Annotated in this window: 19 protein-coding genes; 12 read left to right on the forward strand and 7 right to left on the reverse strand. The window is 74.9% G+C overall.

Annotated elements, in window-relative coordinates; translation table 11 throughout:
• Window position 1 precedes the first annotated feature (1 nt).
• The 3 genes from BFV98_RS23050 to BFV98_RS23060 are packed head-to-tail and all read right to left on the reverse strand — an operon-like array spanning window position 2 to window position 3,301.
• Entirely contained in the window at window positions 2-1,108 is a 1,107-nt protein-coding gene (locus BFV98_RS23050; protein WP_030269383.1) for a low specificity L-threonine aldolase, read from the reverse strand.
• Entirely contained in the window at window positions 1,105-2,292 is a 1,188-nt protein-coding gene (locus BFV98_RS23055; RefSeq protein ID WP_013288570.1) for a pyridoxal phosphate-dependent aminotransferase, read from the reverse strand. The genes BFV98_RS23050 and BFV98_RS23055 overlap by 4 nt, the downstream gene beginning before the upstream one ends.
• Before the next feature lie 31 nt (window positions 2,293-2,323).
• The gene (locus BFV98_RS23060) at window positions 2,324-3,301 is read right to left on the reverse strand and encodes an MmpS family transport accessory protein (RefSeq protein ID WP_013473664.1); all 978 of its coding nucleotides are present in this window, start codon (window positions 3,299-3,301) and stop codon (window positions 2,324-2,326) included.
• A 272-nt stretch (window positions 3,302-3,573) separates the two neighbouring features.
• On the opposite strand from BFV98_RS23060, the gene glmS reads away from it, so the two are divergent.
• Window positions 3,574-5,487 (forward strand): glutamine--fructose-6-phosphate transaminase (isomerizing), encoded by a 1,914-nt coding sequence (glmS, locus tag BFV98_RS23065; protein WP_013288568.1) that lies wholly within the window; start codon window positions 3,574-3,576, stop codon window positions 5,485-5,487.
• Window positions 5,488-5,627: 140 nt separating this feature from the next.
• Here the strand turns inward: glmS and BFV98_RS23070 are convergent, their stop codons facing one another.
• Together BFV98_RS23070 and BFV98_RS23075 are read right to left on the reverse strand one after the other, a co-directional pair.
• Window positions 5,628-7,250 (reverse strand): alpha/beta hydrolase, encoded by a 1,623-nt coding sequence (locus BFV98_RS23070; protein ID WP_071097777.1) that lies wholly within the window; start codon window positions 7,248-7,250, stop codon window positions 5,628-5,630.
• Window positions 7,247-7,549: a type VII secretion target gene (locus BFV98_RS23075; protein WP_013288566.1), complete on the reverse strand. Its 303-nt coding sequence runs from the start codon at window positions 7,547-7,549 to the stop codon at window positions 7,247-7,249. Before BFV98_RS23075 ends, BFV98_RS23070 begins: the two co-directional genes overlap by 4 nt.
• A 216-nt stretch (window positions 7,550-7,765) precedes the next feature.
• On the opposite strand from BFV98_RS23075, the gene BFV98_RS23080 reads away from it, so the two are divergent.
• The 4 genes from BFV98_RS23080 to tsaE all read left to right on the forward strand — a co-directional run bounded on the left by BFV98_RS23080 (window position 7,766) and on the right by tsaE (window position 11,999).
• Window positions 7,766-9,235 (forward strand): NAD(P)H-hydrate dehydratase, encoded by a 1,470-nt coding sequence (locus BFV98_RS23080; protein WP_071097779.1) that lies wholly within the window; start codon window positions 7,766-7,768, stop codon window positions 9,233-9,235.
• Between the two features lie 84 nt (window positions 9,236-9,319).
• Window positions 9,320-10,438 carry an alanine racemase gene (gene alr, locus BFV98_RS23085; protein ID WP_030269390.1) on the forward strand — a complete coding sequence of 373 codons (1,119 nt, stop codon included), beginning with the start codon at window positions 9,320-9,322 and terminating at the stop codon, window positions 10,436-10,438.
• The gene (locus BFV98_RS23090; protein WP_071097780.1) at window positions 10,435-11,520 is read left to right on the forward strand and encodes an alpha/beta fold hydrolase; all 1,086 of its coding nucleotides are present in this window, start codon (window positions 10,435-10,437) and stop codon (window positions 11,518-11,520) included. The genes alr and BFV98_RS23090 overlap by 4 nt, the downstream gene beginning before the upstream one ends.
• Window positions 11,517-11,999 carry a tRNA (adenosine(37)-N6)-threonylcarbamoyltransferase complex ATPase subunit type 1 TsaE gene (gene tsaE / locus BFV98_RS23095; RefSeq protein ID WP_013288562.1) on the forward strand — a complete coding sequence of 161 codons (483 nt, stop codon included), beginning with the start codon at window positions 11,517-11,519 and terminating at the stop codon, window positions 11,997-11,999. Before BFV98_RS23090 ends, tsaE begins: the two co-directional genes overlap by 4 nt.
• Here tsaE and BFV98_RS23100 read toward each other — a convergent pair.
• Complete coding sequence (locus tag BFV98_RS23100; RefSeq protein WP_013288561.1) at window positions 11,996-13,384, reverse strand: lipase family protein; 1,389 nt, start codon at window positions 13,382-13,384, stop codon at window positions 11,996-11,998. The genes tsaE and BFV98_RS23100 overlap by 4 nt on opposite strands.
• Window positions 13,385-13,565: 181 nt before the next feature.
• Here BFV98_RS23100 and ung point away from each other — a divergent pair, with 181 nt between their 5' ends.
• Window positions 13,566-14,264: a uracil-DNA glycosylase gene (gene ung, locus BFV98_RS23105; protein ID WP_013288560.1), complete on the forward strand. Its 699-nt coding sequence runs from the start codon at window positions 13,566-13,568 to the stop codon at window positions 14,262-14,264.
• Here ung and BFV98_RS23110 read toward each other — a convergent pair.
• Window positions 14,253-14,978: a helix-turn-helix domain-containing protein gene (locus BFV98_RS23110; protein ID WP_071097782.1), complete on the reverse strand. Its 726-nt coding sequence runs from the start codon at window positions 14,976-14,978 to the stop codon at window positions 14,253-14,255. The genes ung and BFV98_RS23110 overlap by 12 nt on opposite strands.
• 224 nt (window positions 14,979-15,202) lie before the next feature.
• Between BFV98_RS23110 and tsaB the strand changes: the two genes are divergently transcribed.
• From tsaB to BFV98_RS23140, 6 genes are all read left to right on the forward strand, one after another.
• On the forward strand, window positions 15,203-15,880 hold the full coding sequence (tsaB, locus tag BFV98_RS23115) for a tRNA (adenosine(37)-N6)-threonylcarbamoyltransferase complex dimerization subunit type 1 TsaB (protein ID WP_071097783.1): 678 nt from the start codon (window positions 15,203-15,205) through the stop codon (window positions 15,878-15,880).
• A complete protein-coding gene (gene rimI, locus BFV98_RS23120; RefSeq protein WP_071097785.1) occupies window positions 15,877-16,317 on the forward strand; it encodes a ribosomal protein S18-alanine N-acetyltransferase in 441 nt (146 codons plus the stop codon). Before tsaB ends, rimI begins: the two co-directional genes overlap by 4 nt.
• Before the next feature lie 5 nt (window positions 16,318-16,322).
• Window positions 16,323-17,369, forward strand: coding sequence for a tRNA (adenosine(37)-N6)-threonylcarbamoyltransferase complex transferase subunit TsaD (gene tsaD, locus BFV98_RS23125; RefSeq protein WP_013288556.1), 1,047 nt, complete (start codon window positions 16,323-16,325; stop codon window positions 17,367-17,369).
• Window positions 17,370-17,386: 17 nt separating this feature from the next.
• Window positions 17,387-17,641, forward strand: coding sequence for a hypothetical protein (locus BFV98_RS23130; RefSeq protein ID WP_013288555.1), 255 nt, complete (start codon window positions 17,387-17,389; stop codon window positions 17,639-17,641).
• Window positions 17,642-17,711: 70 nt separating this feature from the next.
• Entirely contained in the window at window positions 17,712-19,418 is a 1,707-nt protein-coding gene (locus tag BFV98_RS23135; protein ID WP_047890895.1) for an ABC transporter ATP-binding protein, read from the forward strand.
• On the forward strand, window positions 19,415-21,184 hold the full coding sequence (locus BFV98_RS23140) for an ABC transporter ATP-binding protein (protein WP_013288553.1): 1,770 nt from the start codon (window positions 19,415-19,417) through the stop codon (window positions 21,182-21,184). Before BFV98_RS23135 ends, BFV98_RS23140 begins: the two co-directional genes overlap by 4 nt.
• The last annotated feature ends 12 nt before the right edge of the window (window positions 21,185-21,196 follow it).

Consider the following 21,196-nt stretch of genomic DNA (forward strand, 5'->3'; position numbering starts at 1 on the left):
GTCAGTTCGCCTGGACCCGGCGCAGGAAGCGGGCGGCCAGGTCGGCCACCGCGCCGGCGTCCAGCTCCTGCGCCGGCCCGGCCACGGTCACCTCGGCCAGCGCCAGCCCGGGTACCTCGGTGTCCCGCCAGCCGCCGACGAACCACGCGCGTTCCTCCTCGGCCAGCGCCAGGTTCGCCGCGTCGAGCACGGCCGCCGGGTACGGCAGCCAGAACCGGAACTGGTGGGTGTGCGGCGGCGCCGGGTACACCCGGGCGCCGGGCAGGGCGGCCAGCGCCTCGGCCACCACCCGGGCGTGCACCACGTACCCGGGGAGGCGGGGCAGCTCCCGGGTCAGCCCGGCGAGCGCTGCGAGCGCCGCCGGCCACTGCTGGAACAGCGTGCCGCCGTAGCGGTGCCGCCAGGCACGCGCGTACCGGATCAGGTCCGCGTCGCCGGCCAGCGCGGCACCGGAGATGCCGCCCAGCGACTTGTAGAACGAGACGTACGTGCTGTCGGCCAGCGCCGCGATCTCGGCCGGCGAGTAGCCCAGATGGACTGACGACTCCCAGAGCCGGGCCCCGTCGAAGTGCACCCGGGCACCGCCGGCGCGGGCCGCCGCGACGACGGCCACCAGCTCGTCCCAGGTCGGCAGCACGAACCCGGCGTCCCGCAGCGGCAACTCCAGGAAGAGTGTGCCGATCGGCTCGTCGAGCGCCGCCACCTCGTCGGCAGTCGGGTTGCGCGGCGCGCTCGTGGTGCGCACCGCGCGTACGCCGGCGAGCAGCGCGTACGCGTCCCGCTCGTGCGTCAGCGGATGGCTGAGCGGGTGCAGGCCGACACCGGCGCGGCCGGTCAGCTCCGCCCCGTGACGCATGGCCACCTGCTGCGCCATCGTGCCCGACGGGAAGAACGCGGCAGCCTCCGCGCCGAGCAGCTCGGCGACCCGCAGCTCCAGCTCCGCCACCGGCCCGCCCTCGCCGTACAGGTCGGGCGGGTCGTCCCCGGCCACCTGATCGAGCGCGGCGAGCTGTTCCCGTACGGAGGCCGGGCGTACGCCGGAGAGCATCGTGTCGCAGCCACGCTGGGCGGTGAACCGGCGCAGCCGCGTGGCCTGCTCGTCGCTCATCCGTCCGCCCGGAGCCGGCGCAGCCGGGTCACCGCCTCGGCCAGCACCTCCGGCCGTTTGCAGAACGCGAACCGGATCAGCCGGCGCCCGGCCTCCACGTCGTCGTAGAACACCTGCGTCGGCACCGCCACCACGCCGCAGCGCTCCGGCAGCGCCCGGCAGAACTCCACCCCGTCCCGGCCGCGCAGCGGCGTGACGTCGGCGGTGACGAAGTAGGTGCCCTCCGGCGCGAGCACGCCGAACCCGGCGTCGGCCAGCCCGGCGGCGAGCTGGTCCCGGCGGCGTTGCATGTCGTCCCGGAACCCGGTGAAGTACGCGTCCGGCAGCCCGAGCGCCACAGCCACCGCCGGTTGCAGCGGCCCGGCGTTGACGAACGTGAGGAACTGCTTCACCCGCAGCACCGCCGCCACCAGCGGCGCGGGGCCGCTCACCCAGCCGACCTTCCAGCCGGTGCAGGAGAACGTCTTGCCGGCCGACGAGATGCGCAGCGTCCGCTCCCGCATGCCCGGCAGCGTGGCCAGCGGTACGTGCGGCGCGGCGGCGTCGGTGAACACCAGGTGCTCGTAGACCTCGTCGGTGACCGCGTACACGTCGTGTTCCCGGCACAGCTCGGCCACCGTCGTCAGCTCGTCGGCGGTGAAGACCTTGCCGGTCGGGTTGTGCGGCGAGTTCAGCAGCACCAGCCGGGTACGTGGCCCGAACGCGGCGCGCAGCTCGTCCGGGTCGAACGCGTACCTGCCGTCGGGGCCGGGCCGCAGCGTCACCGGGCGGCGGACCGCGCCGGCGAGCGCGATCGAGGCGGCGTACGAGTCGTAGTACGGCTCGAAGCAGATCACCTCGTCACCCGGCTCGCAGAGCGCGAGGATGCTCGCCGCGACCGCCTCGGTGGCGCCGGCCGTCACGACGATCTCGCCGTCCGGGTCGTACTCCAGGCCCCAGAACCGGCGCTGGTGCCCGGCGACGGCGGCGCGCAGCGCGGGGATCCCCGGGCCGGGCGGGTACTGGTTGTGGCCGGTACGCAGCGCCTCGGCCGCGGCGGCGAGCATCTCCGGCGGGCCGTCGGTGTCCGGGAAGCCCTGCCCGAGGTTGACCGCGCCGGTGCGCACGGCCAGCGCGGACATCTCGGCGAAGACGGTGGTGCCGAACGGCCGCATCCGGGCCACCAGGGGATCGGTCGTCGTCACGGCGGCCAGCCTACGGCCCGCCGCCGACCGCTCACCAGCCGAAGCAGGTCGCGCCGTACTCGCCCGAGTCCGTGGAGACGACCTTGCCGTTGACGGTGATCCGGCAGGTCACCTCGCCGGACTCGACGGGGCTCGCGATGATCTGCACCCGCTCGCGGTCGTTCGCGGTGAGGCTCAGCCGCCAGGGCGTGTCCACGGCGCCGGGCTGGTGGAAGTTCGCGTCCGCGTCGTAGAACTGCACCTCCGCCTCGCCGTCGGTGGCTGTGACCTCGTACAGGACGGTGAACCTGCCGGGTCCGCCGGACGGGGTGGTGACCGGTCGGGCCGGGGGACCGGTGGGCTCGTCGGCCCATCCGTCGGGCTCGCCGTACAGCGGCCCGTCGTACCGGTCGCCGGAGGCCGTCCCGTCGGTCATGGAGCGGCCGAGGAAGGACAGCCCGACGCAGCCGCAGACGATCAGTGCGAGGACGGTGACGATGCCGATCACCAGACCGGCCACCCAGCCGCCGCCGCTGCGGCGCGGCGGCATGCCCGGATACGCGTACGGCGGCGGGTAGGGCCCGGGCGGGTAGGACCCGGATTTGTGAGGGCCGGGCGGGTAGGCGCCCGGTGTCCAGGCCGGCTGTGCCGAGAAGTCCGGGACGCCGGGCTGGGACGGCCAGCCGGGCGTGGCCGGGAAGCCTGGGGCCTGCGGATCGCCGGAGGCCGGTGGGACGGCCGGGCGTGGCGTGGCGGCCGGGTCGGCCGGAGCCGCCCACCCCGGTTCGCCCACCGGCCGGCCCGTGCCGCTCGGGGACGAGGCCGGGTCGGTTCCGGACGCGCTCTCCGGGCCGGCTGCCGCCCACGGGCTCGGTGCCGGGGGCGGCGACCAGGGCGCGGGCGGCGTCCACGGCTGCGGGGCGGCCAACGGGTCCGGCGGCGTCCAGGACGAGGGCTGCGGCGTGGCCGGCGCGGCGGTCGGGTCGCTCGGTCCGGAGGCCGGTTCGGGGGCGGGGGTCGTCTCGGACATGGGCTCAGCTCACAGGGGTACGGCGCGGACGACCGCGGAACGGTGGGGCCGGGGGACGGCGCCCGGCCTCAATGTAGGCGGTGGCGACCAGCCGTGCGGTCCCGGCCGGCGGTCCGCGCCCCGCGTCCCGAACCGGTCCGGACGGGCGGAACGACCTGGATGGTGCTTTGTCCGGTAATCGCATCCCCGGCGCTCGGTTCGCTCAAGTTCAGTGATCGTTAACCGCCTTTCCGAGCACGCACGATGAGCGAAACTCGGTTAGGCTGCGGACCATGTGTGGAATCGTGGGTTACGCCGGTGCGCGCCCGGCGCTCGGCATCGTGCTTGACGGACTGCGGCGTCTCGAATACCGCGGCTACGACTCGGCCGGCGTCGCCGTGGTCTGCGAGGACGAGCTGCTGACCGAGAAGAAGGCCGGCAAGCTCGCGAACCTGGAGAAGGTCCTCTCCGAGCGGGCGGCCGACAACCCCGAGGACTGCGCCGCCAGCCCGATCGGCATCGGCGACGGCACCACCGGCATCGGCCACACCCGCTGGGCCACGCACGGCGGCCCGACCGACCGCAACGCCCACCCGCACCTCTCCCCGGACGGCCGGGTCGCGGTGATCCACAACGGCATCATCGAGAACTTCGCGAAGCTGCGCGCCGAGCTGGAGGACGAGGGTGTCGAGTTCGCCAGCGACACCGACACCGAGTGCGCCGCGCACCTGATCGCCCGCGCGCTGGCCGACCTGCGCTCGGCCGGCGAGACCGACAGCCCGGCGCTGCTCGCCGCCGCCATGCGCGTGGTCTGCGCGCGCCTGGAGGGTGCGTTCACGCTGCTCGCCGTCGACGCCGGCATCCCCGGCGCGGTGGTCGGCGCCCGGCGCAACTCGCCTCTGGTCGTCGGCCGGGGCGACGGCGAGAACTACCTGGCCAGCGACGTCGCCGCGTTCATCGAGCACACCCGGGACGCGGTCGAGCTGGGGCAGGACCAGATCGTCCTGATCACCCCGGACAGCATCGACATCACCGACTTCCACGGTCAGCCGGCGAGCGGCACGGACTTTCACATCGACTGGGACTCGTCGGCTGCCGAGAAGGGCGGCTACGACTGGTTCATGCTCAAGGAGATCGAGGAGCAGCCGCAGGCCATCGCCGACACGCTGCTGGGCCGGCTCACCGAGACCGGCGAGATCGCCCTCGACGAGGTCCGCCTCAGCGAGCAGGACCTGCGCGACGTCGACAAGATCTTCATCGTCGCCTGCGGCACCTCCTACCACGCCGGCCTGGTCGCCAAGTACGCCATCGAGCACTGGACCCGCATCCCCTGCGAGGTGGAGCTGGCCAGCGAGTTCCGCTACCGCGACCCGGTGCTGGACCGGTCCACGCTGATCGTGGTGATCTCGCAGTCCGGCGAGACGATGGACACGCTGATGGCGCTGCGCCACGCCAAGGAGCAGAAGGCCCGCGTGCTGGCGATCTGCAACACCAACGGCTCGACCATCCCGCGCGAGTCCGACGCGGTGCTCTACACCCACGGCGGCCCGGAGATCGCCGTCGCCTCCACCAAGGCGTTCCTCACCCAGGTCGTCGCCTGCTACCTGATCGGCCTGCACCTGGCCCAGGTGCGCGGCATCAAGTTCGCCGACGAGGTGGGCGCGGTGGTGGCCCAGCTCCAGGAGATGCCGGGCAAGCTGCGGGAGCTGCTGGACCGCATCGAGCCGGTCCGTGAGCTGGGCCGCGAGCTGAAGTCCGAGCCGACGGTGCTGTTCATCGGCCGGCACGTGGGCTACCCGGTGGCGCTGGAGGGTGCGCTGAAGCTCAAGGAGCTGGCGTACATGCACGCCGAGGGCTTCGCCGCCGGCGAGCTGAAGCACGGCCCGATCTCGCTGATCGACCAGGGCACCCCGGTGATCTGCATCGTGCCCTCCCCGGTGGGCCGGGGCATGCTGCATGACAAGGTCGTCTCCAACATCCAGGAGGTCCGCGCCCGCGGCGCCCGCACCATCGTGATCGCCGAGGAGGGCGACCAGGCGGTGGTCCGCTACGCCGACCACCTGATCTACGTGCCGCGTACGCCGACGCTGCTGGCGCCGCTGGTGACCACGGTGCCGTTGCAGGTGCTGGCCGCCGAGATCGCCGCCGCCCGCGGGCACGACGTCGACCAGCCCCGGAACCTGGCCAAGTCGGTCACTGTCGAGTAGCCGATCTCGTCCACGGTCCCTCCGCTCTCGTCCACGGTCCCTCCGCCCGCACGACGGGTGGAGGGACCGCATCGTCTCCGGCCTGCCTCACGGGCGGCCGCGGGACGGCCGCGGACCGGTCGCCGGAGGGCCGCGGGCGGTCATCGGCCCAGCACGATCCGGGCCATGCCGTCCAGCGCCGGGTTGTCCGGATCCCAGTAGCCGGTGTGGCCGTGCGGAGCGCTCGGGAAGCGCCTCCCGCCGAAGTCCGGCGCGCTCGGGTCGGCGCCGAACCAGAGTCGCTCGCCGTGCGGGTCGAGCACGGCGAGCGCCGGACCGAGCGGCGTACCCGCGAGCAGCGCGCGGCGGGCCAGCTCGTCCGGTGGGCGGGCCAGCCGGATCACGTCGTCCGGCGCGGTCGACGACCAGACCTGACCGGCGGGCATCCGCAGCTCGGCGGCGTGGTCGACGCCGACCCCCGGCGAGCCGACGAAGACCAGCGCGTCGGCGCCCAACCCGTGGTCGCGGGCGGCGGTGCCGACCACGAGCGAGCCGTAGCTGTGCCCGAGCACCGTCTGCCGGGCCGGTGGGCCTTCGTGCGCGGCCCGCAGCCCGTCCTGGAACCGGTGCAGCGCCGGGCCGGCGTCCTCGGCCTGCCGGGTGCCGGCCGCCTCGGTGAGGAAGCCGGGCGCGTCGTAGTCCAGCCAGAGCACAGCCGCCGCCTCCTCGCCCGGCCCGAGCGCCGCGCATCGCTGCAACACCCGTGCTGCCCGGCCCAGCTCGGCCGGCGCGTCGGCGAGATCCGAGGTCATGCCCGGGACGTACGTGAGCACCGAGGCGGCGCGGTCCGGGTTGCCGAGCGCCACCACCGCGCGGCCGTCGCCGGCCGGGTCCAGCCCCAGCAGGTACGCCCGCGGCGCCCCGCCTGCGGCCAGCCGCTCGCCGAGCCCGTCCAGCCCGCGCAGCGCCGCCTCGACAGCGGCGAGCCGGACCCGCCGGGACGCCTCCAACGGCCCGGCCGGAAGCGGATGCAGCAGCCCGAGCCGGCGCGCGAGCAACTGCTCCCGCCGGTCGCCGAGCAGTAGCCGGTTCGCCTGGTCCCGGACGGCGGCCGGAAGCCCGTCGAGGCGCCCGATCCGGCCCGGTTCCCGCCCCACCAGCCAGCGCCGCTCGGCCGCGCTCAGGCCAGCCCACCAGCGGCTCACCTCGGCCGGCCCGGCGCCGGGACCGGGCCGCCACGCGGGCGGGACGCTCACCCAGCCGCGTACCGCAGCGGTGGTCAGCTCCGCCAGCCGGCTGGCCGCCTCCCGGTCGGCGGCGCCGGCGAGCGTCAGCGCGCCCCGGATCCCGGCCCGCGCGTCGACCACCGCCGGCCCGGTCTGCGCCGGCGGCCGTGCCGGGTCGGGCCGGACCGCGCCGGTGCGGTCGACGAGCAGGCCACCGGACTCGGCGCGGGCCACCTCGGCGCCGAGCCGGGCCTTCGCCGCGCCCAGCCGGGCGCCGAACTCGGCGAGCACCTGGTCGACCTCGACCAGTGCGGGCAGCACGTCGGTGAGATCGGTGCGCAGATCCCCGATGCGCCGCTGCGCGGCAGTCGAGGCCGCACCCGACCACCCGGGGCGGAGCGTGCCGATCCGGGCGGTCAACGCGTCGGCGCGCTGCCGTACCGGCGTGGTGAGGCCCCGCCACGCCGCCCCGGCGGTGGACCAGGCGCCCGGATCGGCCCGCCAGAGCTGCGGGTAGCCGACCGGCACGTCCACGGCGTCGGCCGGACCGTCGTTCACCGGAGCACCCCGGTGAGGCGGCGGGCGGCGCGTTCGTCGACCGCCTCGTAGCCGTCCGCGCCGCGGCGCAACGCCTGAGCGGTGTCGGCCACCCGGGCGCCGAGCGCGCCGGACCAGCGCCGCACGGCTGACTCCAACTCGGTCAGCGCCACCGCGGATCGCCAGCCGTCCGGCGCCGCCACCAGCAACGACTCCGGCGCCGCGCCCGGCCCGCGGCCCAGCCGGTACGCGTCGTCGGCCAGCTCGCGCGCCACCGATCGCAGCAGCTCCGGGTCGACGTCGAACGGTTTCTCCACCACGTGCCCTCCCTCGCCCGGCGCCACCGGCCGGCTCCGGACACCGGGACGCTAGGCGGCACCCGGCAGTGGCCGCCGACCCCTGTGGACAACGGTCCGGGTTATCCACAGGGCTTGTTCGCCAGCCGGTCCCGGGCGCGTACCGCCGGTAGGGTGAGGCCGTGATCGGGGGAGCCGCGAGCGGATGCTGAGCCGGCGCGACGAGCGGGGCGGGGTGGCATGAGACAGGTGTGGCGGGTCGCGGACGTTCGCGCGGCGGAGGCGGGCCTGATGGCCACCCTCCCGCCCGGTGCGCTGATGCAGCGGGCGGCGGCCGGGCTGGCCCGCCGCTGCGCGTTGCTGCTCGCCGACCGGGGCGGTGTCTACGGCGCCCGGGTGCTGGTGCTCGCCGGGTCCGGCGACAACGGCGGCGACGCCCTGTTCGCGGGCGCGCATCTGGCCCGCCGGGGCGTGGCGGTGACAGCGCTGCTTCTCACGCCGGGCCGGGCACACGCCGAGGGCCTGGCCGCCCTGCGCGCCGCCGGCGGCCGTGTGGCCGACCGGCCGCCCGCTGTGGTCGACCTGGTGCTCGACGGCATCGTGGGCATCGGTGGCACCGGAGGGCTCCGCGAGACGGCCGAGCAGCTGGCCGCGAGCCTGACCGGGCAGCGCGGGCGCGGCGGCACGCGCGCCACCGTGGTCGCGGTCGACGTGCCGAGCGGCGTCGCTGTCGACACCGGCCACGTTCCGCTCACCGACGTCGGGCGGCCCCGGGCGGTCCGCGCCGACGTGACAGTCGCCTTCGGCGCGCTCAAGCCCGCACTGGTCGTCGGGCCGGCCGCCGAGCTGGCCGGCGAGGTCGAGCTGGTCGACATCGGGCTGACACCGTGGCTGCGCGGCACGCCTGCGCTCCAGGTGATCGAGCAGACGGACGTGGCCGACTGGTGGCCGGCGCTGGGCGCGTCGTCGGAGAAGTACACCAGGGGCGTAGTAGGCGTTGCCACCGGGTCGGCCACCTACCCCGGCGCCGCCGTGCTCTCGGTCGCCGGGGCGCTCGCCGGTCCCACCGGCCTGGTCCGCTACGCCGGGAGCGCCGAGGGCGAGGTGCTGCACCAGCATCCGTCGGTGATCGCCACCGGCCGGGTCGCCGACGCCGGCCGGGTGCAGGCGTGGGTCTGCGGCTCCGGGCTCGGCACCGGCGAGGACTCCGCCGCCGAGCTGCGCGCGGTGCTCGCCGCGCCGGTGCCGGTGGTGCTCGACGCGGACGCGCTGACGCTGCTCGTCGACGGCAAGCTGGCCGACCGGCTGCGCGGCCGGGACGCGCCGATCGTGGTGACGCCGCACGACCGGGAGTACGCCCGGCTCTGCGGCGAGATGCCGGGGGACGACCGGGTCGCCGCCGCGCTGCGGCTGGCCGCCTGGATGAACGCGGTGGTGCTGCTCAAGGGCGACCGCACGGTCATCGGCACGCCCGACGGCCGCGCGTACGTGAACCCGACCGGCACCCCGGTGCTGGCCACCGGTGGCACCGGCGACGTGCTGGCCGGGCTGCTCGGTTCGCTGCTCGCCGCCGGGCTGGCCCCGGAACGGGCGGCCGCCGCGGCGGCGTACCTGCACGGGCTGGCCGGGCGGGAGGCGGCGCGCGGCGGTCCGGTGACCGCGCCCGACGTGGCCGCGGCGTTGCGTCCGGTACTGGCCCGGCTGGGCTGATCCGGGCGGCGTCGCCCGGTGGCGGCCGGCACCGCCCGCACGGCTCACGGCGCTGATGATCACTGACGGAAGTAGGCTGAGGACATGTGGCAGTCGGAGGTGCGCGTCGACCTGGACGCGATCCGGGAGAACGTGACCCGGCTCAAGGCCGGCACCAGCGCCGAGCTGATGGCGGTGGTCAAGGGCGACGGGTACGGCCACGGCATGGTGCCGGCCGCCCGCGCGGCGCTCGACGCCGGGGCGGACCAGCTCGGCGTCTGCACGCTGGACGAGGCGCTGCGGCTGCGCGAGGAGGGCATCACCGCGCCGGTGCTGGCCTGGCTGCTCAGCCCCGGGCTGCCGCTGCACGACGGGATCACCGTCGGCGTCGACCTCGGCTGTGCCGGCCTCACCCAGCTCGACGAGATGATCCAGGCGAGCCGCCGGGCGGACCGCCCGGCCCGGCTGCACCTCAAGATCGACACCGGGCTGGCCCGGGGTGGCGCCACCGTCGCCGACTGGCCGGCTCTGCTGGAGGCCGCCGCGAAGGCCCAGGCCGACGGTCTGGTCGAGGTGGTCGGCGTGTGGAGCCACTTCGTGTACGCGGACTCGCCCGGTCACCCCACCACCGACCGCCAGCTCGCCGTGTTCCAGGAGGGGCTGGAGATGGTGACGCGTGCCGGTCTGCGTCCGCGCTACCGGCACCTGGCCAACTCGGCCGCCACGCTGACCCGGCCGGACACCCACTTCGACCTGGTCCGGCCCGGCATCGCCGTCTACGGCCTGTCGCCGGTCGCGGGCGAGCAGTTCGGTCTGCGTCCCGCCATGACCGCCCGCGCCCGGGTGATGCTCACCAAACGGGTGGCGGCCGGCACCGGCGTCTCGTACGGCCACACCTACCTCACCGAGCAGGAGGCCAACCTCGCGGTGGTGCCGCTCGGCTACGCCGACGGAGTGCCGCGGCACGCCTCCAACACCGGCCCGGTGCAGCTCGCCGGCAAGCGCCGGACCATCTCCGGGCGGGTCTGCATGGACCAGTTCGTGGTCGACTGCGGCGACGACGAGGTGACCGACGGCGACGTGGCGACGCTGTTCGGCAGCGGCGCGGACGGCGAGCCCACCGCCGACGACTGGGCCGAGGCGGTCGGCACCATCAACTACGAGATCGTGACCCGCTTCGGCGGTGTGCGCGTGCCCCGCGTCTACGACGGCGAGCACGCATGAGTGTCCGGTTGCCGCGACCGCGTACCGCCGCCGGCAAGGTGGCCGGGCTGGTCGGCGCCGCCGTCGGCGTTGCCGCCGCCGGGCTCGCGGCGGGCGTGGTCAGCGAGCGGGTGCTGGTCCGCCGGCTCAAGAACGACCCCACCGACCGGTACGCCGACGAGGTCTTCGGTGAGCAGCGTTACGACGAGGCGCACCGGCTGGAGATGCCGGACGGCACCGACATCCACGTCGAGGTGGTCGAGCCGACCCGCCCTGTCGCAGGGCACCCGACTGTGGTGCTGGTGCACGGGTTCTGCCTGGACATGGGCACGTTCCACTTCCAGCGCAAGCGGCTCGCCGAGCGCGGCGACTACCGGGTGGTCGCGTACGACCAGCCGGGGCACGGCAGCTCCGGCCGGCTGGAGAGCGGCGAGTACGACCTGACCGCGCTGGGCCACACGCTGCGCCGGGTGCTCGACGAGGTGGCCCCGGACGGCCCGCTGGTGCTGGTCGGGCATTCGATGGGCGGCATGACGATCATGGCGCTGGCCGAGCTGTACCCGGAGATGTTCGGTGACCGCGTGGTCGGCACCGTGCTGATGGCCACCTCGGGCGGCCTCGCGGCGGAGACCAAGCTGGTGGCGCCCGCGCTGCTCGGCCGCGTCGGCTCGCCGGTGCTCTACATGATGAGCAACGCCACCCGGTACGGCGGGACCGTGATCGACCGGGCGCGCCGGTCGACGTCGAACGTGGCCTGGCTGCTCACCCGCAAGTACGGCTTCGGCACGTCGAAGCCGAGCCCGGCCCTGGTGTCGTACGTCGAGATGATGAACTCGCGCACCTCGGCCGACACGGTCACCCGCTACCTGCGCACGATCGCCACCCACTCCCGGTTCCCGGCGCTTGCGGCGCTGGCCGGCACGCCGGTGCTGGTGATCGTGGGCGACAAGGACATGATCACGCCGGTGACGCACTCCGAGGAGATCGTCCGGCGGCTGCCGCACGCCGAGTTCGTGAAGATCAACGACAGTGGGCACGTGGTGATGCTGGAGCACGCCGACGAGGTGAACGTGGCGCTGGAGAGGTTCCTGGACTCGCTATGACAGTGGTCGTGGAGCTGAAGACGGTCGACGACACCCACGAGTTCGGGCGGCGGCTGGCCGGGGTGCTGCGGGCCGGTGACCTGCTGCTGCTCAGCGGCCCGCTCGGCGCCGGCAAGACCGCGCTGACCCAGGGCATCGGCGCCGGTCTCGGCGTACGCGGGGACATCACCTCGCCCACCTTCGTCATCGCCCGGGTGCATCGGCCCGACCCGGCGCGGGGCGGCCGGGTGACGCTCGTGCACGCCGACGCGTACCGCCTGGGTGAGGCCGCCGACCCGCGCGCGGAGATCGACGACCTCGACCTGGACGCCTCGGTGGACGAGGCGGTCACCGTGGTGGAGTGGGGCGAGGGGATGGTCGAGCAGCTGGTCGACGCGCACCTGCGGGTACGCATCGACCGCCGCGACGACGACACCCGGGCGGTCACGCTGGAGCCGGTCGGCGGCGACTGGGCCGCCCGGGTCGCCGAACTGTCCTAGGGCTGAAGGGGCATCGTCCAGCAGTTGGAGTAGGCGGTGCGCCCGGCGAGCCGGTCGGTCAGCCAGGCCACCGCGTCGCCCTGGTCGGTGATGAGCGGCGCCAGGTGGTTGGTGAGGAGCTTGTCACCGAGGTTGGGCAGGCTGACGGCCTGGTAGGTCACGTTGGCGCCCTTGCGGCACCAGTCGACCGCCAGTTGACGGGCCTGCCGGTGGGGCACGATGTCGTCCTGGACGCCGGTCGCCACGCGTACCGGGCCGGCGGGCTTGAGCGTGCCGATGCGCTGCCGGTCGAGGACGGCGGCTGCCTCGGGCGAGGCGGCGATGACAGCGGTGAGGGACCGGCCGCCGGTGATCCACCTGCTGCTCTTGGTGAACGCGTACCGGAGGATGGCGTCACCGACGCACATGGTCGAGGTGTCGGTGAGCGCCGCCCGGCCGGCGTCGTTGACGTTCGCCTCGATGACGTCCCGCACCGCCGGGTCGGACTGGGCGAAGCCGTTGAGCGACCAGCCCAGCGCCCCGGCCAGCGCGCTGCCGTCGATGCCGCCGATGACAGCGGTCAGGTCGGCCGGCGGCGCGCCGACGTAGGTGCCGGCCAGCGGCACGTCGGGCGCGTAGGTGGGCTGGAGTTCGGCGGCTGCGGCGCTGGCGCCGCCACCCTGGCTGTAGCCGTACAGACCGACGCGGGACCGGTCGGTGACCGACGCGCCCGGCACGGTGCGGGCGGCGCGGGCCGCGTCGAGCAGGGCACGTCCCTCGTCGAGGCGGTTGACGTACGTGTGCAGCCGGTCGGTCGCGCCCAGCCCGACGTAGTCGGTGACGACGACCGCGGCGCCGGTGGCGAGGAGGCGGTAGATCGCCAGGGCCTCGTAGCCGACGGACAGGGTGTCGCCGGTGAGGGTGAGCGGGTGTTGCAGGGCGAACGAGGGCGCGCACTGGTCGCCCTGCCCCATGGTGCCGGAGGCGACGGCGACCAGCGGGCGCGGGCCGGTGCCCCGCCACGCCGCCGACGGTTCGATGTAGGCGCCGGTCACGCCGACGGCCCGGCCGTTGGAGTCGGTGGACCGGTACATCAGGCGGGTGGCGGTGCCGGGCATCGGGCGGCCGTCGAGCCCGGGGATGCTGAGCCCGAGCGGCAGCGGCTCGGTACGGATCAGCGTGCCGTTGGTGGCGGGCAGGTCGGCGGGCGGGTGGTAGAAGGCGGGGATCGTCACGCCGCGGGAGACCACCGGCGTGGTGCCGTCTGCGGCTGCGGCTGCGGCTGCGCCGGATCCGGCCAGGTAGGTGGCTGCAGCCGCGGCGACGGCCAGCATCCGGAGGCCGGTCGTGCGGCGGGGGGAGGGGGCGGCGGAGGGCGTGCGGGGACGGGTGTTTCTCCTGCTCACGGGCACTCCTAGCGAGCATCGATGGTGGTGGATGCAAGCTAGCAGTGGCGGTGTGGCGTAAGTAACTTGCCAGTAGGTTACGCTCCGGTAACTTTTCTCGTCCAGTACCCGGCCCTGCCGCCGCCCGGGAGTGTCGGTCGCGGCTGGTAAGAAGATGGCGACCGACGAGGAGAGGTTGCCGATGCCCGACGCCCCCACCCTGGACCTGCCGGCGCTGCTGCCGGAGGCCTGGCGTGCCGTGCTCACCCCCCACCTGGACCCGGCCCGCACCGCGGCGCTGGCCGAGTTCGTCGCCCGGGAGTACGCGACCGCCACGGTCTTCCCGCCGCTGGAGGACCTCTTCTCCGCCTACCGGCTGTGCGGGCCGGCCGACACCCGGGTGCTGATCCTCGGGCAGGACCCGTACCACAAGGCGGGCCAGGCGCACGGGCTGAGCTTCAGCGTGCGCGAGGGGGTGGCGGTGCCGCCGTCGCTGCGCAACGTCTTCAAGGAGCTGGGCGAGGACCTGGGCGTGCCGAAGCCGCGCAGCGGCAACCTCGACGGCTGGGCCGCGCAGGGCGTCCTGCTGCTCAACTCGGTGCTGACGGTCCGGCAGGCCACGCCCGGCTCGCACGCCAACAAGGGCTGGGAGGAGTTCACCGACGCCACCATCCGGGCGCTCGACGCGCTCGACCAGCGCGTGGTGTTCCTGCTCTGGGGCGGCTACGCGCGCAAGAAGGCGGCGCTGGTGACCAACCCGCAGCACGTGGTGCTGGAGGCCGGGCACCCGAGCCCGATGAACCCGCGCGGCTTTCTCGGCAGCCGCCCGTTCAGCGCCGCTAACAAGGCGCTGGCCGACGCGGGGCTGCCCACCGTCGACTGGGAGCGCTCAGCCGGCTGACCCGCCCGGCGCCTCGCCCGCCGCGGCGAGGCGCCGGCGGTACCGGGACAGCAGCTCGGCCGTGCGCCGGTCGGTCACCTCCACCTCGACCAGCGGCTCGACCGGGTACGTACGTTCACCGAGGCGGACCTCGATGGGCTCGGGCAGTTCCTCGCACATCCGGGCCCGCAGCTCGCCGTAGCGGGTCAGCCAGCGGTGCTCGCCCGGCTCTTCGGGCTCCGTGTGGATGCCGCCCCACACCTGCCATCGAGCGTCCCAGCGCTGCGCGTAGATCCGATCGAGGAGCGCGCTGAACCGCGGCGAGTCCCGCCAGCGCACCGCGATCTCGACCGCGTCCACCGGCAGCGGCGCGCCCTGCAGCAGCGCCGCCGTGCCGCCCGACAGCACGTACGGCAGGTCGCCCAGGGCATCCATGATCCGGTCCAGCCGGAGGACTTCGACGCGCTCGGCAAGCACCGTCCCGGCCATCTCGTCCAGCGCGGCGTCCAGGTGGCTGTCCAGCGGCTCGACCTCGATCCGCAGTTGCCGGCCGAGCGCGGCGAGCAGGCGTTCCGCGGCGGTCAGGCTCGGCAGCCGGTCGCCGCGTTCGATCCGGGCGATGGCGGCCTGACTGAGCCCGGACCGGGCGGCCAGAGCCTGCTGGGTGAGCCCTGCCTGTTCGCGTTCACGCCGCAAGGTCCGGGCGATTTCTCGAACGAGGCGACTCTCCGTCATCTCCGGAGAATGGCAGTCCTCTTCTTAGCCTTATGCCTCTGAGTCATATTTATGACCCAGAGGCATAAGGCTCTCACCTCTTCTCTTTGATCCGGGCGCTACGCATCGTGACCGGGCGAGCGGCGAGGGCGTGCCGGGGGCGTGCCGGGAGCGTGCCGAGGGCGTGCCGGGGGCGTGCCGGGGGCGGACGGGGCGGACGGAGCGGACGGCTAGGCTGGCTTACCGTGCTGGTACTCGTGGTGGACTCCTCGACGCCCGCGGTGACCGCGGCCCTTGCCGAGGTCTCGGCGGACGGCGTCGCGGTCCGCGCGTCCCGGTGCACCGTCGACGCCCGCGCCCACGGCGAGCTGCTCGCGCCGCAGGTCGACGCCGTGCTGGCGGACGTCGGTGCACGGCCCGCCGACCTGGCCGCTATCGTCGCCGGCCTCGGCCCGGGCCCGTTCACCGGGCTGCGCGTCGGGCTGGTCACCGCCGCCACCATGGGTCAGGTGCTCGGCGTACCCACGTACGGCGTCTGCTCGCTGGACGGGCTCGGCCACCCGGCGGCCGCCGGCGAGCCGGTGCTGGCGGCGAGCGACGCGCGGCGCCGGGAGATCTACTGGGCCGTCTACGACGGCGCCGGCCGGCGCCTGGCCGGGCCGGAGGTGGCCGCCCCGGCGGTGGTCGCCGAGCGGGCACGCGACCTGGCGGTCACCGTCGCGGTCGGCGACGGCGCGTACCGGTACGCGGACGTGCTGGGGCTGCCGGTACGCGACGAGCCGCGCTACCCGGACCCGCTGGCGCTGGCCCGTCTCGCCGCGCCGCGGATCCGCGCGGGCGCGCCCGGCGAGACGCTCACCCCGCTCTACCTGCGCCGCCCGGACGCGGTCGCGGCCACCGGCCACAAGCCGGTCCTGCCATGAGGCTGGGCCGGTTCCGCTGGTGGCACATCGACGAGGTGCTGCCCATCGAGGCGGACCTCTTCGGCGCCGAGCAGTGGTCGGCGGCGATGTTCTGGAACGAACTCGCCAACGGGCACTTCTACCTGGTCGCCACCGACGACGGCGCCGTCCTCGGCTACGCCGGGCTGGCCGTGTCCCCGCCCGACGAGGCGTGGGTGCAGAACGTCGCGGTCCGCCGGGACGCCCACCGCCGGGGGATCGGCCGGCTGCTGCTAGAGGCGCTGCTCGCCGAGGCGGCCCGGCGCGGCGCCCGCAGCACGCTGCTGGAGGTCGCCGCGGACAACGCGCCCGCGCAACGGCTCTACGCCACCTACGGGTTCGAGCCGATCGGCGTACGGCGCGGCTACTACCAACCGAGCAACACCGACGCGCTGGTCATGCAGCGCAACGAGGACTGACGCGCATGGCTGACGAACCCCTGATCCTCGGCATCGAGACCTCCTGCGACGAGACCGGCGTGGGCATCGTGCGCGGGCACACGCTGCTCGCCGACGCGCTCGCCTCCAGCGTCGAGGAGCACGCCCGGTTCGGCGGCGTGGTGCCCGAGGTGGCCAGCCGCGCCCACCTGGAGGCCATCGTGCCGACCATGGACCGGGCGCTGCGCGAAGCCGGCGTCACCATCGCCGACATCGACGCCATCGCCGTGACCTCCGGGCCGGGCCTGGCCGGCGCGCTGCTCGTCGGGGTCGCCGCCGCCAAGGGGTACGCGGTCGCGGCGGAGAAGCCGGTGTACGGCGTGAACCACCTCGCCGCACATGTGGCGGTGGACACGCTCGAACACGGCCCGCTGCCCGAGCCCGCGATCGCGCTGCTGGTCTCCGGCGGGCACTCCTCGCTGCTGCGCGTCGACGATCTGGCCCGCGACGTGGTCCCGCTCGGCGCCACCATCGACGACGCCGCCGGCGAGGCGTTCGACAAGGTGGCCCGGCTGCTCGGGCTGCCGTTCCCCGGCGGGCCGTACATCGACCGCGAGGCGCGGGCCGGTGACCCGGCGTCGATCGCCTTCCCGCGCGGGCTGACCGCCGCGAAGGACCTGGTCGGACACCGGTACGACTTCTCCTTCTCCGGCCTGAAGACGGCTGTGGCCCGCTGGGTGGAGGCGCGGCAGCGGGCCGGTGAGCCGGTGCCGGTCGCCGACGTGGCGGCATCCTTCCAGGAGGCGGTCTGCGACGTGCTCGTCGGCAAGGCGATCGACGCCTGCCGCAGCAGCGGCATCGACACGCTGGTGATCGGCGGCGGAGTGGCGGCCAACTCCCGGCTGCGGGCGATGGCCGAGCAGCGGGCCGGCAGGCACGGCATCCGGGTGCGTACGCCCCGGCCGAAGCTCTGCACGGACAACGGCGCGATGGTGGCCGCGCTCGGCTCCCACCTGGTCGCCGCGGGCGTCGCGCCGAGCCGGCTGGACCTGCCGGCCGACTCGGCGATGCCGCTGACAGTGGTCAGCGTGTGAGCGGGGAGGGGACCGACATGATCGTCCGCATGTGGGAGGCCAAGGCCGAGCCGTACGGCTTCGCCGACCTGATCACCTGGGTCTGCGAGACCGCGCTGCCCGAGTTCGAGCACGACCCGATGCACGTCTCCAGCGAGGTGTTCTCCTCCACCGACCACCGGCTGGTGGTCGTCTCCAAGTGGCGGAACAGCCCTCGGGAGCTGCCCGAGCCGCCGGCGCGCCTGATCGCCCGCCCGCCGCACAGCTGGGACTTCACACAGGTCGACCGCTGACGCGAGGGTCGTCACGACCGCCGGAATTGGTTGGCGCGCGGGTCGCCCCGGCACCTAGCGTCGGTGCGCCATGCGCTTCTCACCGGCCGGCGATCCCGGCACCCCCGACGCGCGGTCGGCCACCCGATATCTCGTGTGGCTCGCCGGGCGACATCCCGTCATCTTCGGCGCCGGGCTCGCGCTCGGCGTGATCTGGATGCTGGCCCAGGCGCTGGTGCCGGCCGTGCTCGGCCGCGCCGTGGAAGCCGGCCTGGCCCAACGCGACCCGGACGCGCTGGTGCGCTGGAGTCTGGCCCTGCTCGGGCTGGGTCTGGTGCAGGCCGTCGCCGGAATCCTGCGCCACCGCTGCGCGGTGCACAACTGGCTCGGCGCCGCCTACCGCACCGTGCAGGTCACGGTGGACGCCACGAACCGCCTCGGCGCGGCGCTGCCCCGGCGGGTCGCGGCGGGCGAGGTGGTGAGTATCGGCACCGCCGACATCGAGCACATCGGCAGCGCCATCGACATCACCGCCCGGGGCGCCGGCTCGGTGGTCGGCATCGTCACCGTGGCGGTGATCCTGCTCAGCGCCTCCCAGCCGCTCGGCCTCGTGGTGGTGCTCGGGGTGCCGCTGCTGATGGCGCTCGTGGCGTTGCTGATCCGCCCGCTGCACCGGCAGCAGGCCGCGTACCGGGACTCGACCGGCCGGCTCACCGCCCGGGCCGCGGACATCGTCTCGGGCCTGCGCGTACTGCGCGGAGTCGGCGGCGAGCCGGTGCTGTCCGAGCGCTACCGGCAACGCTCGCAGGCGTTGCGCGCGGACGGGCTGCGGGTGGCGCGGGTCGAGTCGCTGTTGCAGGCGGCGCAGATCCTGCTGCCCGGCGTCTTCGTGGTGCTGGTGACCTGGCTGGGCGCCCGGTTCGCGCTGCGCGGCGAGATCAGCGCCGGCGAGCTGGTCTCGTTCTACGGCTACACCGCGTTCCTGGTCAGCCCACTGCGCAACCTCACCGAGGCGGCCGACAAGCTGACCCGGGGACACGTCGCGGCCCGCCGGGTCGTCCGGTTGCTGCGGCTCGCGCCGGAGTTCACCGACCCGGCCACCCCGGTGCCGGTACCGGCCGGGCCGGGCGAGCTGGCGGACGTACGTTCCGGACTGGTGCTGCGACCGGGCCGGCTGACCGCGCTGGCCGCCGCCACCCCGCAGGACGCCACCGAGATCGCCGACCGGCTCGGCCGGTACACCGACGGGGACGTCACGCTGCACGGCGTACCGCTGCGGGACGTGGCGCTGGCGACGGTGCGGGAGCGGATCCTGGTGGCCGACAACGACGCGCAGCTGTTCAGCGGCGTGCTGCGCACGGAGCTTGACCCGCACGACCGGGCCGAGCCCGGCGCCGTGGCGGCGGCGCTGGCCGCGGCGAGTGCCACCGACATCGTCGAGGCGCTGCCCGGCGGCCTGGACGGCGAGGTCGCCGAACGCGGCCGGGAGTTCTCCGGCGGGCAGCGGCAACGGCTGCGGCTGGCCCGCGCACTCGTCGCCGACCCGGAGACGTTGATCCTGGTCGAGCCGACCAGCGCGGTGGACGCGCACACCGAGGCGCGCATCGCCGAACGGCTCGGTCCGGCCCGCCGCGGCCGCACCACGCTCGTCTGCACCACGAGCCCGCTGGTGCTCGGTCACGCCGACCACGTGGTCTTCGTCGAGGACGGCAAGGTCGTCGCCGAGGGCCGGCACGAGGAACTGCTCGCCGGCGAGCCGCGCTACGCCGCCACGGTGAGCCGGGAGGAGGACCGATGAGCAACGCGCTGCCCGTCGCCGACATCGCCCAGGTCCGCCGGTACGTGCGCGAGCTGATCCGCCGTCACCCGCGTGGCCTGGCCGTCGCGCTCGGCCTGCACGCGCTCGCCGCCGGCGCCGGGCTCGTCGCCCCGCGCCTGCTCGGTGACCTGGTGGAGGGGATCTCCCAGGGCATCGCCGCGACGACTGTGGACCGGGTCGTGGCAGCCATCGCCGCGTTCGTGGTGGTGCAGGCGGTGCTGGTCCGCTTCGCGCACCTCGCCTCGGCCCGGCTCGGTGAGCGGGTGCTCGCCGAGCTGCGGGAGGAGTTCGTCGACCGGGTGCTCGCGCTGCCGCTCGCCACTGTGGAGCGGGCCGGCACCGGCGATCTGCTCACCCGCACCTCGCGGGACGTCGCCGCGCTGTCCCGCACGGTCCGGTTCGCCGGGCCGGAGACGCTCATCGCCGCGCTGACCGTGCTGCTGATCCTGGGCGCGCTGGTACTGACCGGCCCGCTGCTGGCGCTGCCCAGCCTGCTGGCGGTGCCGGTGCTGTGGGCCGGCACCCGCTGGTACCTGCGCCGCGCGCCGCAGGGCTACCTGCGGGAGAACGCCGCCTACTCGGACATCACCGACGGGATCAGCGAGACGGTCGAGGGGGCGCGGACCACCGAGGCGCTGCGGCAGGCGGCCCGCCGCCGGGCCCGCGGCGACGCGGACATCAGCCGGTCGTACGCGGCCGAGCGCTACACGCTCTATCTGCGGACAGTGTTCTGGCCGGTGGCCGAGTTCGGCTACCTGGTGCCGATGGTGGCGACCCTGCTCATCGGCGGCTGGTTCCACCTGAAGGGCTGGGCCAGCCTCGGCCAGGTCACCGCCGCCACGCTCTACGCCCAGCAGCTCACCGACCCGATCGAGCGGCTGCTCGGCTGGCTGGACGAGTTCCAGGTCGGAGGCGCCTCGCTGGCCCGGCTGCTCGGGGTGGCCGCCGAACCGGACGAGCGCGCCAAGGCATTCGCCACGCCGGACGAGCGCGCCGCCGCTGCGGGCAGTGCGGGCGGCGCGGGCCGGCTCGCCGCGCACGACGTCCGGTACGCGTACCGCCCGGGTCACGACGTGCTGCACGGCGTGACGCTGGAACCCCGCCCGGGGGAGCGGCTCGCGATGGTCGGCCCGTCCGGGGCGGGCAAGTCGACGCTGGGCCGGCTGCTGGCGGGCGTGCACGCGCCGAGCGCCGGCACTGTGACAGTGGACGGCCGGCCGCTCGCCGGAATGCCCCTGGCCGAGCTGCGTACCCATGTGGCGCTCGTCAGTCAGGAGCACCACGTGTTCATCGGGACGCTCGCCGACAACGTGGCGATGGTCCGGCCGGAAGCCGACCCGGCTCGGGTACGCGCGGCGCTGGCCGCGGTCGACGCGCTGGACTGGGCGCTGGCCCTGCCGGACGGGCTCGACACGGCGGTCGGGGCGGGCGGCCACCCGCTCACCCCCGCGCAGGCGCAGCAGCTCGCGCTGGCCCGGCTGGTGCTCGCCGACCCGCACACGCTGGTGCTGGACGAGGCCACCTCGCTGATCGACCCGCGGGCGGCCCGGGCACTGGAACGGTCGCTGGCGGCGGTGCTGCACGGCCGTACCGTCGTCGCCATCGCGCACCGGCTCTTCTCCGCGCACGACGCGGACCGCGTGGCGGTGGTCGCCGACGGGCGGATCACCGAGCTGGGATCACACGACGAGCTGGTCGCGGCCGGTGGCTCGTACGCCGCGCTGTGGCGCTCCTGGCACGGCTGAGAACGCGCGACG

Source organism: Micromonospora sp. WMMB235, assembly GCF_001855515.1.
GTDB lineage: Bacteria > Actinomycetota > Actinomycetes > Mycobacteriales > Micromonosporaceae > Micromonospora > Micromonospora aurantiaca.

Excerpts from the sequence above, each read along its gene's own strand:
- BFV98_RS23050 (WP_030269383.1), bottom strand. The coding sequence starts at position 1,108 with ATGAGCGACGAGCAGGCCACGCGGCTGCGCCGGTTCACCGCCCAGCGT.
- BFV98_RS23060 (WP_013473664.1), bottom strand. The coding sequence starts at position 3,301 with ATGTCCGAGACGACCCCCGCCCCCGAACCGGCCTCCGGACCGAGCGAC.
- glmS (WP_013288568.1), top strand. The coding sequence starts at position 3,574 with ATGTGTGGAATCGTGGGTTACGCCGGTGCGCGCCCGGCGCTCGGCATC.
- BFV98_RS23080 (WP_071097779.1), top strand. The coding sequence starts at position 7,766 with ATGAGACAGGTGTGGCGGGTCGCGGACGTTCGCGCGGCGGAGGCGGGC.
- alr (WP_030269390.1), top strand. The coding sequence starts at position 9,320 with ATGTGGCAGTCGGAGGTGCGCGTCGACCTGGACGCGATCCGGGAGAAC.
- BFV98_RS23090 (WP_071097780.1), top strand. The coding sequence starts at position 10,435 with ATGAGTGTCCGGTTGCCGCGACCGCGTACCGCCGCCGGCAAGGTGGCC.
- tsaE (WP_013288562.1), top strand. The coding sequence starts at position 11,517 with ATGACAGTGGTCGTGGAGCTGAAGACGGTCGACGACACCCACGAGTTC.
- ung (WP_013288560.1), top strand. The coding sequence starts at position 13,566 with ATGCCCGACGCCCCCACCCTGGACCTGCCGGCGCTGCTGCCGGAGGCC.
- BFV98_RS23110 (WP_071097782.1), bottom strand. The coding sequence starts at position 14,978 with ATGACGGAGAGTCGCCTCGTTCGAGAAATCGCCCGGACCTTGCGGCGT.
- rimI (WP_071097785.1), top strand. The coding sequence starts at position 15,877 with ATGAGGCTGGGCCGGTTCCGCTGGTGGCACATCGACGAGGTGCTGCCC.
- tsaD (WP_013288556.1), top strand. The coding sequence starts at position 16,323 with ATGGCTGACGAACCCCTGATCCTCGGCATCGAGACCTCCTGCGACGAG.
- BFV98_RS23130 (WP_013288555.1), top strand. The coding sequence starts at position 17,387 with ATGATCGTCCGCATGTGGGAGGCCAAGGCCGAGCCGTACGGCTTCGCC.
- BFV98_RS23135 (WP_047890895.1), top strand. The coding sequence starts at position 17,712 with ATGCGCTTCTCACCGGCCGGCGATCCCGGCACCCCCGACGCGCGGTCG.
- BFV98_RS23140 (WP_013288553.1), top strand. The coding sequence starts at position 19,415 with ATGAGCAACGCGCTGCCCGTCGCCGACATCGCCCAGGTCCGCCGGTAC.